We start from the raw sequence: 13,550 nt of genomic DNA, 5'->3' as shown, positions 1-13,550 counted from the left end.
GAAATAGTTTGTAACCTAAAGTTGAAAAAATAGTATGAATAGAGTTGAAAATGCTATTTAGAAATGAAAGGAAACATAATAAAAAGGAACATACATATAAGCATGCTCTTTGACAAGAAAGGTAGATTTTTATGAGTGGATTCCTCCATACAATAATATATGCTTGTCCGGTTAATAGTTGAGAAAGGGAGAATGCATATAGAACGAATGGAAGCGTATAACAAAATAAAGATTTCATTTTATAGCAAAGGGGAATAGATATGTGTATTTATTGGGAAAACGTAGTTAAAGAGTTCTTTAAGAGGTAAGAACTGGAACGAAATAAAAGAGCAGCTAGCAAAAGCTAACTGCTCAATACAAGGAGATACAGAGAAGACTACTTTACATGAATGTTGGCATACAGCCTACATTCAGTATTGACCGAATATTTATTTTAAATCCAATTTATTTAAAGTAAACATCCCAACAGATAAAATGGCTGCGCCTGCTACAGAACCTAGCCAGTCTCTCCAGCTTAATGTATTTAAAGATGCATCTGTTACATCCATAATTAAGAAGATAGCAAACATTAATACACCAAATGCTAAGCATCCCCAAAATGTTTGCAAATATTTAATCATCTTATTTCGGAACTTGCTCATATAAATCACCCTTATTAATAATTTATATTTTTATAAATAAATTATCGCATGTGCAAAAATTAAAAGTATGAAATATGCAAAATTACATATTGGAACCTAACAAAATAATCCATTCATAAGTAAATAGATCGAACAGAGGGAAACCGTTTCGTATGAATCAATTGTCATTTTTTGAAGTCATCGATGAAAAGGAGATGCGTAGATTTGTGGTAAAGGAGCTGAAAAACTACAAAGTATTGTGCGTTTGAATGAAGAATCAAGAAAAATAGGATCAAGCGGGGGCATCGTTCTTTTCCTAAAATGAAAGGTGACGATAAGAAACATGAGGTACGTTTTAAATAAATTGAACGGAAGTTAAAAAATAAAAATTTATAAAGGAAATAGAAAGAAGGATGTTGTATATAAACAATAATTAGGAAACTTTTTACTAACTAAACATATAATTGAAATAGACCGACAGTCGGTCTGACGGGAAGGAGAACTTGAATGCGAATAGTAAAGGAGTATGAGGAGCGTAGAAAAGAAATTTTAGAAACGGCTGAACGCTTGTTTGTTACGAAAGGTTATACGAAAACAACAGTAAATGACATTTTAAAAGAGATAGGGATAGCAAAGGGGACGTTTTATCACTATTTTAAGTCGAAAGAAGAAGTAATGGATGAAATCATTATGAGGATCATTAAAGAAGATGTTGCTAAAGCGAAAGTAATTGTCTCTAATCCCAATATCCCAGTGTTAGAAAAGTTATTTCGAGTTTTAATGGAGCAATCGCCAAAATCAGGGGATGTAAAAGATAAAATGATTGAGCAATTTCATCAACCAAATAATGCGGAAATGCATCAAAAAAGTATAGTGCAATCCATTATTCATTTATCTCCTGTTTTAGCAGAGATTTTAGAACAAGGAATCGATGAAGGTGTATTTTCTACACCATACCCACAAGAAACGATTGAACTATTACTATCCTCCGCGCAAGTCATATTTGATGATGGGTTATTCCAATGGAAACCGGAAGAAATGATGAGAAGAGCGAAAGCTTATATTAAAATGATGGAAGTATCTGTTGGAGCGAAAGAAGGATCCTTTGATTATATGATAGAGGTTTTAATGAAGCAGAAATAATGCTTTTTTGTTTGTTTATTATAGACCGACAGTCGGTCTATATTAAGGGAAGGGTGTGATTATAATGTCTATTAGTATAAAACCTTCGATGAAAGATTTTTATTTAATGGTGAGTGGACAAATTATTACTATTTTAGGTTCAACACTTTTACGTTTTGCTCTGTCATTATATGTGCTAGATATAACAGGGCGTGCTGATATATTCGCAGGATTATATGCGGTAACGAGTATTCCGTTTTTGCTAGCTCCTCTTGGCGGTGCGATAGCAGATCGTTTCAATCGCCGTAATGTAATGGTTATATTTGATTTTATAAACGCTGCGATTGTATTAAGTTTTATAGTTTTGTTATTTACTGGATCTGTATCTATTTTATCGATTGGAACAATTATGTTTTTACTAGCGATCATTAGTGCAATGTACGCACCGGTAGTAATGGCCAGTATTCCGCAATTAGTTCCAGAGAAAAAGTTAGAACAAGCGAACGGTATCGTAAATGGTGTGCAAGCGTTATCTAATATAGTTGCTCCTGTATTAGGAGGAATATTATACGGCATAATTGGTTTGAAAATGCTCGTCATAATAAGCTGTCTTGCTTTCTTTTTATCTGCGATTTTAGAAATGTTTATTACAATACCTTTTATAAAGAGAGTGCAAGAAAGTCATATCATACCGACAATTGTAAAGGATATGAAAGAAGGGTTTATATACGTTTTAAAACAGCCATTTATTTTGAAATCTATGCTTTTAGCCGCATTACTAAATTTAATACTGACGCCGCTATTTGTTGTTGGTGCTCCAATTATTATACGAGTCACAATGGAAAGTAGCCACACGTTATATGGAATTGGAATGGGATTGATCGATTTTGCTACTATAATAGGTGCATTATCAATAGGTTTTTTTGCGAAAAAGCTACAGATGAAAACATTGTATTATTGGATGATTTTAATAGCTTTATTAGTAATACCAATGGCACTATCAGTTACACCATTTATTCTTAATTTAGGATACTATCCACCATTTATCCTCTTTATACTTTCTTCTATTCTAATTGCAATGATCATGACAATTGTATCCATCTATGTGATTACTGTAGTTCAAAAGAAAACACCAAATGAAAACTTAGGAAAAGTAATGGCAATTATAACAGCGGTATCCCAATGTATGGCACCGATTGGGCAAGTCGTTTATGGTTTTATGTTTGAAGAATTCAGTATGAAAATTTATTTACCTATATTAGTTATTAGTTTCATAATGTTATTAATAGCGGTTGTGACGAAGAAAATACTATCGAATGAAGGGAACTAGCTTAATATGATTAGGAGAATGTTAAAAAGAGATTTCTCTCAAAATAAAATGATAATTACCATTTTATTTATGTTTATCATGTTATCAAGTCTTTTAATGGCTAGTGCTTCAAGTAACGTTATAAATCTATTGAACTCAATGGAGCAATTGGTTAAAGTATCAAACGCACCGCATTTCGTACAAATGCATGCCGGAGAAGTAAATCAAAAATCAATTGATTCCTTTGTAGAAAAAACTCCGTTTGTAAAAAAACAACAAACGGCTGAGATGGTCCAAATAAACGGATCTAACATTTTTATAAAGAAGAAAAATGAAGCGGAACATAATAGTGTAATGGACATAAGCTTCGTTAAACAAAATAGTAAGTTTGATTTTTTATTAAATTTAAATAATGAAGTGGTTGATGTTAGGAAAGGGGAAATAGGTGTACCCATTTATTATATGCAAAAATATAATTTGCGTATTGGAGATAAAATATGGGTTGATAAAAATAAGAATGAACTAGAATTTACTATTTCAGCATTTGTTCGTGATGTTCAAATGAATCCATCAATTGTTAGTTCAAAACGATTCGTAATAAGCAATGAAGATTTCAAAAGAATAAAAAGGAATTTTGGAGAAAGCGAATATCTTATTGAATTCCAGCTAACTGATGTAAATAAAATAAATGAATTTGAAAATCTATACGAGTCATCGAACTTACCCCAAAAAGGTCCCTCTATTACGTATTCACTATTTAAAACACTCAATTCATTAACAGATGGAATAATAGCTGCGGTACTTATCATAATAAGTGCATTATTAATGTTAATTGCAATGTTATGTATTAGATTTACGATTACTACTTCGATGGAAGAAGATTATCGGGAAATTGGTGTTATGAAAGCTATTGGCATTACAAGTAAAGATATTCAAAAACTATATGTAACAAAATATGTTGTTATTTCAGCTGGTGGGTGTATATGTGGATATATACTTTCCCTATTTGTTACAAAGATATTCACTTCGAATATCACTCTTTATATGGGGGCAGCAGATAAAAGTATTTTACACAATGTTGTGCCATTCATAATTACAACACTGTTATTTTTAGTCGTTATCTTGTTCTGTGGTATCATTTTACGGAAATTTAGGGGAATTACAGCAATAGATGCTTTACAATCAAGAGATAAAATAGGGAAAAGAAAGATTAGAAACTCTTTTTCACTCAATCGATCTAAATTTAAAAATGTAAATATATTTATTGGTATACAAGATGTTATAAAAAGATTTAAGTTATATCGCGTATTAAGTATCGTATTAATAATAGCTGTGTTTATGATTGTTGTACCTGTTAACTTTTTGTATACGATTCAGTCACCGAAGTTTGTTAATTATATGGGAACAGGAAAAAGTGATATTCGAATAGATTTACAGCAAACTGAAAATATAGAGAAACGATTTAAGGACGTTATATCATATTTACGAAATGATGATGAAGTAGAAAAATATGCAACATTTGTAACGAGTACATTTAAAATGGTAAGCGCTGATGGTACACATGAAAACTTACATGTAGAAGTGGGAGACTTCACTACATTTCCATTAGACTATATGCAAGGTAGGGCACCAAAAAATGAAAATGAAATTGCTCTTTCTTATATGAACACAAATGAATTAAAAAAGAATGTAGGGGATTCTATCGTTTTATTTGTTGATGGGAAAGAGAAAACACTTACGATTAGTGGTATGTATCAAGATGTAACAAATGGCGGGAAAACAGCTAAAGCGAACTTTTCTTATAATAACGAAAACATATTATGGTATGTAGTAAATGTAGATTTAAAGTCTAATGTTGATTTGCAAGAAAAAGTGAAGGAGTATAAACAAAATTTTAGTTCTGCAAAAATAACAGATACGGATGATTATTTAACGCAAACTTTAGGAGAGACAATTAAACAATTAAGACTCGTGACTCAAGTGGCTATTTTGATTGCGATATTGATATCAGTTTTAATTACTGCAATGCTTTTTAAAATGTTATTAGCAAAAGATTCTTCGCAAATTTTAATTATGAAAAATATCGGTTTTTCTAGTAAAGATATTCGTATACAGTATATAACACGTTCTATCGTCATTGTATTATTAGGCATTGTGATAGGGACATGTATAGCTGCTACGTTTGGTGAAATGTTAGTAAGTCGGTTAGGCTCATTTATGGGAGCAGCTCATATAAAGTTTGTCGTAAATCCTATCGTTTCTTATATAATATGCCCAGCGATATTATTTATATGTGTGACTGCAACAACACTTTTCAGTAGTTTTACTATAAAGCACACAAACGATGTAAAGCCAAATGGGGAGTAGGGGTGTAAAACTTGAAAAAAATTGTAGAAGTAAAGCAAGTAAACAAAACATATTCAATAGATGGAAATGCAAATTATCACGTGCTAAAAAATATAGATTTAGAGGTTTATGAGGGAGAATTTGTATCGGTTATGGGGCCTTCTGGTTCTGGGAAATCGACGTTACTATATAATATTAGTGGAATGGATCAAATGTCATCAGGAAGTGTGAAAATTGGTGGTAAAGAAATATCTTGTATGAAAGAAGAAGCGTTAGCCAAGTTGCGCCTTACTGAAATAGGATTTATTTTTCAGCAGAGTAACCTTCTTAGAAACTTGAATCTATTTGATAATATCATTTTGTCAGCATATTTAGCGAAGTGTGAGAGTAAGAAAATAGTAAATAAACGTGCTCTAGCGCTAATGGGGAAAATGGGGATAAGTGATATAGCGTCTCATTATATAACCGAAGCATCTGGAGGGCAATTACAAAGAGTTTCTATTTGTAGAGCGCTCATTAATAATCCAAATATTATTTTTGCTGATGAGCCAACGGGTGCTCTAAATTTAAAATCAACAGAAGAGGTAATGCAAATTTTATTAAATATTAACCGTGATGGAACGACTATTATGTTAGTGACTCATGATGTAAAGGTAGCAGCGAAAACAGAAAGAGTTCTTTTTATGGCGGACGGAGAAATTGTGAGTGAAATACAGTTAGGTAAGCTTAGGAACGATGATTTAAAAGCGCGAGAAGAGAAGTTGTTAAAATGGTTAGCTATACTTGGATTTTAAAAAGAAAAACTCCTATTGAATGTAGGAGTTTTTCTTTTTGTCTGAAAGTTCTAAAAGATGTATAATGATTTTCTGACTATTTAAATTTGGAGGGATACAAGTGAAAAATGAAACGTTGCATAATCAAGAAGATATTATTAAAATGCTTGATTCATTATTAAGACCAGCAGAACCATTTTGGAATGAATTTTATGCGAATAGAGAAAAAGATGTTCCGTTTTTTGAAAACGTTCCAGATGAGAACCTAGTTTCGTATATAAATAAAAATTGGGTTTCAAAAGGAAAAGTACTAGAACTTGGATGTGGTCCGGGTAGAAACGCAATTTATCTAGCAGATGAAGGGTTTGATGTAACGGCAGTGGATTTATCTATAGAAGGCATTAAATGGGCGAAAGAGCGGGCTTTAGCAAAAAGGATAGAAATTGAATTTATTTGTGATTCAATTTTTAATTTAGAGGTCCAAAATGAATTTGATTTTGTATACGATTCGGGTTGTTTACATCATATTCCACCACATAGAAGAATAAATTATGTGGATTTAATTAAAAACTCATTGAAATCAGGTGGTTATTTCGGATTAACATGTTTTGCGGCAGGCGATTTAGATGAGCGAAATGGCTCAGAAATAACAGATTGGGACGTATATAGAGGATGGAGTCTGCAAGGTGGTCTGGCTTATTCGGAAGAGAAATTAAGAGAGGTATTTAAGGGATTTGAAGTGATTGAAATTAGAAAAATGAAGCAAATTGAACAACCGAATACTATGTTTGGAGAATCATTTCTTTGGACAGCATTATTTAAGAAGAAATAAGAAAGTAGATAATTGACAAACTCATCGTTTTTATAGACAATACACTTACGGGAAAATACGTTCGGTTTTGCTGGCCGATGTATATTTTGCATAAATACATAACAAGGGGTTGTCTCTGTATGAGTACTACAAATCAAAAAATCACTACATTTTTAATGTTTGAAGGCAAAGCTGAAGAAGCGATGAATTTTTACACATCACTATTTGATCAATCAGAAATTGTAAGTATCTCTCGCTACGATGAAAATGGACCTGGTAAAGAGGGTACTGTAATTCAGGCAACATTTACGTTACACGGGCAAGAATTCATGTGCATAGATAGTTATGTAAATCATAATTTTACATTTACACCAGCTATGTCTCTTTATGTAACTTGTAATACGGAAGAAGAAATTGAAACGGCTTTTAATAAACTAGCGGAGGATGGAGCAGTACTTATGCCTTTAGGTGCCTATCCGTTTAGTAAAAAATTTGGTTGGTTAAATGATAAGTATGGTGTGTCTTGGCAGTTAACGCTTGCGGAATAAATTGTAATTGATTTGTTTAATGAGTGTAGTTAAGAGGTTAAAAATTTAAATAACAAATAAAAAGGTGTTCCAACCGTCAACAGGTTTGGAATGCCTTTTTATTTGTTTAAACGAATTTGTATTTTTCCTATTTAGAATATTTTGTTTTTATTACTGCTTTTTATCTGTTAATATAAATATAGAAAAATATGTATTAATTATTGGTTACGTTAATAGAAAAAGGAAAGCTTTTATAGTAAATGATCTTACATTTAAAATATAACAAGATAGCTAGGGGGAATAGTTATAATGGATACAACTCAACAAAACAGTAATGCATGGGATAAAAAGGTTGAAGAAGGTTCTAGATATACACAACCTGTAAGTCGCGAGGTTATTGAAAGAAGTAAATCAGGTGAATGGGAAATCACAGTTACCACAGAAAAATCAGTTCCTAGAGAGTGGTTTCCAAAATCATTAGATGGATTAAAGATACTTTGCTTAGCGTCAGGTGGAGGGCAACAAGCACCTGTTCTAGCTGCTGCTGGAGCAGATGTAACAGTTACTGATATATCAAGGAAGCAGTTGGAACAAGATAAAAAGGTAGCAGAACGGGACGGGTTAACTTTAAAAACAGTTCAAGGGGATATGTCAGACCTTAGTGATTTTGAAGATGAATATTTTGATATTGTCGTAAATCCCGTTTCTAATTTGTTTGTAAAAGATGTTAACCTTGTATGGAATAGATATCAAGGGTACTAAAGAATAGAGGAATTCTTATTTCAGGATTTACAAATCCGTTACTATGGATTTTTGATGACAATCAAGAGCAAAAGGGTATACTTGATGTTAAACATTCTATACCTTCATCAACACTAGACTATTTACCAGAGGATGAAGTTCAAGATTATGTAAATTCCAATCAAACAATAGAATATGCACATACTCTTGAAGACCAAATTCAAGGTCAAATTGAAGCTGGTTTAGTTATAAGTGGTTTTTATGAGGATGATTTTGGTGGAACTAGAATATTAGATAAGCATATTAAAACTTTTATTGCCACAAAAGCTATAAAGTTAAAGATGGATTAAAAATTATTACTTGTTATACCGGGATTAGTTGAAGAATGGTCTTCAAAATAGGGAAAGTTCAATATATGTCAAAAAGGATGGCAATGGCCATCCTTTTTCTTGTGTATTTTGAGTATATAAACAAATTTTACAACTCTCAGCTGAACCTGTTATTATTTTTTGCTACACGTTGCCTTATTAAGAATTTTGCATGCCGAATCTTTTCCCAAGTTTAGCTAACAATTCAGGCTGATCCCCTTGGCTCATTACAACTTCAATAAAGATAAGTTGATTGTTATTTACAGTTATATTCGTTAAAACTTCTGCTAACTCTGTTTCATTTTCCACTTTCCATGTTAGACTTTTTTCTTCTGTTCCGAATACGTTCGCTAGTTTTGTGTAATCCCACATTTGTATGTCATTATACGTTTCATTTTGACCATGAATTGCACGTTCAACAGTGTATCCATTGTTATTAATTAAAAATATAATCGGTTTTAAATTTTGCCGAAGTATAGTTGATAACTCTTGAACAGTTAATTGGAAAGAACCATCACCAATAATTAAAATGTTACGCCGCGATAAATTAGCGAGCTGTGTACCAAGTAGAGCAGGTAATGTATAACCAATTGATCCCCATAATGGTTGTGCTACATAAGTGGTGTTATTTGGTAAAGGGATAGTGGCACTACCGAAGAAAGGCGTTCCTTGCTCTGCAATTAAAACATCGTTTTCTTGTAAGAAATGATATATTTGTTGCCAAAATCGTTTTTGTGTAATCATTTGTGCTTTTGGATTGAACTCTTCTGTTATAGGTAGTGATTCTGAAATAAACGGCTTAATTTCAAGTGTGTCTTCTTTGCGATGTTCGATTAAATCATTTAATTGTTTTAAAACATCTTTCATTACAACGGGTCCATATTTTTTATCCATAATTTTCACAGTATAGGGATGGATTTCTATTACTTGCTCTTTTTTAAATCCTTGTGTAAAGCCACCGGTAATAGTATCAGTTAATTTCACGCCAATACTAATAATACAGTCAGATTCATCAATTCTTTTTCGTAAGTATGAAGGACTAACGTCACCAGTATAAATTCCTATAAATTGGGGGTGTTTTTCAGGGAATATTCCTTTCCCCATACTTAATGTCGCGATAGGAAATCCAGTTTTTTCTACGAATTGATGCAAATATTCTTCAGCATGAAAACGAGCCACTTCAAAATCAGCTAAAATAACAGGTTTTCTGGCACTGTTTATTTTCGAAGTTGCATGTAAAAGCATTTTATCCAGCGCATCTTTATTACTTACAACTGGTTTATGTAAAATGGATTCCGTAGGTTTATTAATTGGTTTATTATACACATCAATCGGTAATTGAATATGAACAGGGCGTTTCTCACTCCAACATGCACGTAACACACGATCAATTTCCTCAGCAGCATGTTCGGGGGTTAAATTTGTTTGCGCTACAGTAATTTCTCGATACATATTGGAAAAGTGATCGAACTTTCCATCACCTAACGTATGATGAACGAGTGCTCCATTCTCCATTACTGTTGTAGGTGGTGTCCCCGTGATTTTTATAACAGGTACATTTTCTGCGTATGAGCCAGCAACACCGTTAATGGCGCTTAATTCTCCAACACCGAAAGTGGTAATAAGAGCAGCGATTCCTTTTATACGAGCATATCCATCAGCAGCATATGCTGCATTTAATTCATTACAATTGCCAACCCACTCTAACTTTTCATGTGCTACTACATCATCTAAAAAAGCCAAATTATAATCACCAGGGACACCAAAAATATGCTCAATTCCTAATTCGCTTAGTCTGTCTAATAAATATGTACTTACAGTATATTGCGTTTTCAAATGAATCATCTCCTAATTGTGCAATGAATATTTCAATAGACGAAAGAAGTTCAAATGCGTTCATTAAAATATTGATTACTGGATTGTGGTATAATTTACATACAGGGGGAAAGTAGATGACACAACATAAAGAAGAACAGATGAATGAAGCATTAGCATTATTTTACTTTGCATATAAAACATTTACTGAAAAGCCAGATGAAATTATAAAAGAGTATGGCATACAACGAGTACACCACCGAATTTTATTTTTTATCGCACGCTTTCCAGGTCTAAGCGTAAATGAATTATTATCACTGTTAGAAATAAGTAAACAGGCTCTACACGGACCATTACGACAACTTGTGGAAAAGGGTTTAATTGAGAGTAATGAAGCTACACATGACCGTCGTGTGAAACAGTTATCTTTAACAGAAAAAGGTACCGAATTAGAGAAAAAATTGAGCGATGTACAAAGGCAACAAATGGGTACTATTTTTTCAAAATTTGGTGAATCGTGTGAAGAAAATTGGCATCAAGTTATGAATGAAATGGCAAATAGCCGATCAGGTTTTGATGCTTGGATGTCGAAGCGAGAAGTTGTAATCGATCAAAAATAATAAGAAATATATCTGTTTTATAGTTTGGAAAAGAACAGATTTTATCCATTCCATTAAAATACGTATGCCTAAAAATGTAAGAAATAAAAAAATCTCCTACATTTAGATTGTACCGAAGTAAAGCAGGAACATGTATCCATACTGACATTAATGGTGTGCTGAATACATTGCAAAAATCAAGAGTTGTACAATTGGATGGCAATCTCAAAGTGAAAACGCCGATTCTATTAGAAGTGCAAAAACGTAAGGCTGTTGCTTCGTGCATAGCTTAGTGGGTGTGTCAACCATCCATGTGTACTCGATTTGTCGGGGCTTGTAGCACACGCCGGAGTCATCTGAGTGGTGGCTTCTTCCATAAGGAAGAATTGCTCTTTTTTGAAAGGGGGGTGCAAGTGGGAAAACAATCGTTCGTTGCCAGTACCAACCAAAACTTACTTGAGGTGTTATCGTATGGTGGCATGAATGCTAGAGCGTCAACCTGTCTAGTGATAGACGAAAAGACCTAGCGTTCTAACTCAAGCCCCACTGAAACGTTTTGTCTCAATGGGGTAGTTGACACGTGTACGCAATGGAACAATACAATTCACATTTCCGAGAGGGGAATTATAATGATAAAACTTGTACTTATTCGTCACGGACAAAGTTTATGGAATCTTGAAAATCGTTTTACTGGTTGGACTGATGTAGATTTATCAGAGAATGGATTAAGTGAAGCGAGAGAAGCAGGAGCAATATTAAAGAAAAATGGATATACTTTTGATGTTGCTTATACATCTGTATTAAAACGAGCAATTCGGACGTTATGGATTGTACTTCATGAGATGGACCTTGCATGGATCCCAGTACATAAATGTTGGAAACTAAATGAAAGACATTACGGTGCATTGCAAGGATTGAATAAAGATGAAACGGCGAAAAAATATGGTGAGGAGCAAGTTCATATTTGGAGAAGAAGTATTGATGTAAGACCACCTGCTCTTACTGAAGATGATCCTAGGTATGAAATGAATGATCCAAGATATAAAGCACTTAAAAAAGGTGAGCTTCCATTGACTGAATGTTTAGTGGATACGGAGAAAAGAGTACTTGCTTATTGGCATTCAGAAATCGCGCCATCATTAAAAAGTGGTGAAAAGGTAATTATTTCATCACACGGTAATACGATTCGTTCGCTAGTGAAATACTTAGATAACCTTTCAAGTGATGGTGTTGTTTCATTAAATATTCCAACGAGTATACCACTCGTTTATGAATTAGACGATAATTTACGACCAATTCGTCATTATTACTTAAGTATGGACGGAGAAGTACCAGAAGGGGAAATTCCGAAACATATTTCTTTTTAACATGAAAATTTGAAACGCGTGCTTGTCTACATATACAATGTAGATTCAGGATAAAGTGAAACTTTAATCAGTGGGGGGGTTCGTCCCACTGATTATTAGTTGAACCAATCGGGCTTTTATGGGCAGTTGATCCCCCACCTATTTTCTTCGCTTTTGCAGAATGTTGAGATGGGGAGCTTACTGCCCACAAATAGCGGGGTAAAAGACGTGGCACCTTCTAATGTATATGCAATGTAGCTAAATTTAGAAGCTTGTCCACGTCTTTTGTCATAAAGAGAGCTGCTTGTGCATGTAATGATATCGTGAGTAGTTTTTGAATGGAGGGTGATGTCATTGGTGATCTCTAACATTCGAATCGGCTTATTTATTTTAGCAATCGTTTTTCTAGTACTTGTTTTCTTTTATTGGAAAAACGAAGAGTTGTACGAGGAGAAGAAGCAACGAATTAGAAAGACTTGGTATGGGTTGTTTATAATATCAGTCACCGTGTATTTCATGGTAAAAGGAATTGATTTAACCCTCTGGAAAAATCTTTTAATGTTCACTGCAATGGTTATTTTCGTTGATATTGCATTTATTTTAACACCTAATATTTCAGAAATATGGGGAGCGAAATTTAGCGATATCGGCAAGACTGTTCAATCGATAAAACGGTCATTAATTGCTTCTAAAGCAAGAGGAGAAATATACACAACAATTATTCAAAATGTCAATCCGGCAGTATTCGGTACGATGGAATGGCATACGGAAGAAGAATATACAAAAAGCTTAAACGTATTTTTAGATTCGTATGGTGAAAAGATTGGGGCAAAAATTGTTGTATTTGAAGCGGCAAAGGAATTAAATACAAACTTTCGCGGTATCCGTTCTCAATTTAGTATCATCGTTCCGTTTGAACATATTGAGCAATTGAATGAGCAGAAAGCGGTGCAAGTAGAAAATGTCGGAATTATACCAGCAAAAATAGTGAGTGATGTTTTCATTGTTATTGATGGTAAGAAAAATAACCTGCAAGATCGAGATTTTGAAAATGTATATAATTTAACAATACATCATAGTTATTTTAGTAAGTAGGACAGAACTTTCTGTCCTACTCTTTTATACATAAATTCGGAATAAATCGGAAAAAGTTGAATAAAATCGGACAATCAT

11 protein-coding genes and 2 pseudogenes are annotated in these 13,550 nt (G+C 33.2%); 11 read left to right on the top strand and 2 right to left on the bottom strand.

Annotated features, from left to right (window positions below):
- Positions 1 to 428: 428 nt before the first annotated feature.
- Positions 429 to 641 (bottom strand): hypothetical protein, encoded by a 213-nt coding sequence (locus ACTFRN_RS21680; RefSeq protein ID WP_074568126.1) that lies wholly within the window; start codon positions 639 to 641, stop codon positions 429 to 431.
- 486 nt (positions 642 to 1,127) lie between these two features.
- Between ACTFRN_RS21680 and ACTFRN_RS21675 the strand changes: the two genes are divergently transcribed.
- From ACTFRN_RS21675 to ACTFRN_RS21645, 7 genes and pseudogenes are all read left to right on the top strand, one after another.
- Positions 1,128 to 1,763 (top strand): TetR/AcrR family transcriptional regulator, encoded by a 636-nt coding sequence (locus ACTFRN_RS21675; RefSeq protein ID WP_001223585.1) that lies wholly within the window; start codon positions 1,128 to 1,130, stop codon positions 1,761 to 1,763.
- Between the two features lie 61 nt (positions 1,764 to 1,824).
- Positions 1,825 to 3,072, top strand: a complete 1,248-nt coding sequence (locus tag ACTFRN_RS21670; protein ID WP_116733357.1) for an MFS transporter — start codon at positions 1,825 to 1,827, stop codon at positions 3,070 to 3,072.
- A 6-nt stretch (positions 3,073 to 3,078) separates the two neighbouring features.
- On the top strand, positions 3,079 to 5,418 hold the full coding sequence (locus ACTFRN_RS21665; RefSeq protein WP_074568125.1) for an ABC transporter permease: 2,340 nt from the start codon (positions 3,079 to 3,081) through the stop codon (positions 5,416 to 5,418).
- An 11-nt stretch (positions 5,419 to 5,429) separates the two neighbouring features.
- Entirely contained in the window at positions 5,430 to 6,191 is a 762-nt protein-coding gene (locus ACTFRN_RS21660) for an ABC transporter ATP-binding protein (protein ID WP_000724598.1), read from the top strand.
- A gap of 100 nt (positions 6,192 to 6,291) precedes the next feature.
- The gene (locus ACTFRN_RS21655; protein WP_088106779.1) at positions 6,292 to 7,002 is read left to right on the top strand and encodes a class I SAM-dependent methyltransferase; all 711 of its coding nucleotides are present in this window, start codon (positions 6,292 to 6,294) and stop codon (positions 7,000 to 7,002) included.
- Positions 7,003 to 7,121: 119 nt separating this feature from the next.
- On the top strand, positions 7,122 to 7,529 hold the full coding sequence (locus tag ACTFRN_RS21650; RefSeq protein ID WP_014893741.1) for a VOC family protein: 408 nt from the start codon (positions 7,122 to 7,124) through the stop codon (positions 7,527 to 7,529).
- Positions 7,530 to 7,817: 288 nt separating this feature from the next.
- A pseudogene (locus ACTFRN_RS21645) lies at positions 7,818 to 8,599 on the top strand (class I SAM-dependent methyltransferase).
- A 177-nt stretch (positions 8,600 to 8,776) separates the two neighbouring features.
- Here ACTFRN_RS21645 and ACTFRN_RS21640 read toward each other — a convergent pair.
- On the bottom strand, positions 8,777 to 10,462 hold the full coding sequence (locus ACTFRN_RS21640) for an alpha-keto acid decarboxylase family protein (RefSeq protein ID WP_062822446.1): 1,686 nt from the start codon (positions 10,460 to 10,462) through the stop codon (positions 8,777 to 8,779).
- A 107-nt stretch (positions 10,463 to 10,569) separates the two neighbouring features.
- Here ACTFRN_RS21640 and ACTFRN_RS21635 point away from each other — a divergent pair, with 107 nt between their 5' ends.
- From ACTFRN_RS21635 to ACTFRN_RS21620, 4 genes and pseudogenes are all read left to right on the top strand, one after another.
- Entirely contained in the window at positions 10,570 to 11,052 is a 483-nt protein-coding gene (locus ACTFRN_RS21635; RefSeq protein WP_016717517.1) for a MarR family winged helix-turn-helix transcriptional regulator, read from the top strand.
- Between the two features lie 89 nt (positions 11,053 to 11,141).
- Positions 11,142 to 11,324: pseudogene (locus tag ACTFRN_RS21630) on the top strand (RNA-guided endonuclease TnpB family protein); the annotation flags it as partial.
- Between the two features lie 336 nt (positions 11,325 to 11,660).
- Positions 11,661 to 12,398 carry a 2,3-diphosphoglycerate-dependent phosphoglycerate mutase gene (gpmA, locus tag ACTFRN_RS21625; RefSeq protein WP_000594137.1) on the top strand — a complete coding sequence of 246 codons (738 nt, stop codon included), beginning with the start codon at positions 11,661 to 11,663 and terminating at the stop codon, positions 12,396 to 12,398.
- A 336-nt stretch (positions 12,399 to 12,734) separates the two neighbouring features.
- On the top strand, positions 12,735 to 13,472 hold the full coding sequence (locus ACTFRN_RS21620) for a type II toxin-antitoxin system SpoIISA family toxin (RefSeq protein WP_014893739.1): 738 nt from the start codon (positions 12,735 to 12,737) through the stop codon (positions 13,470 to 13,472).
- Positions 13,473 to 13,550 lie beyond the last annotated feature (78 nt).

Origin of the sequence: Bacillus cereus group sp. MYBK245-2 (assembly GCF_051916145.1) — a bacterium.
GTDB lineage: Bacteria > Bacillota > Bacilli > Bacillales > Bacillaceae_G > Bacillus_A > Bacillus_A pacificus.
The sequence above is the reverse complement of the archived record's forward strand: the minus strand, read 5'-3'. Positions and strand labels throughout refer to the sequence as shown.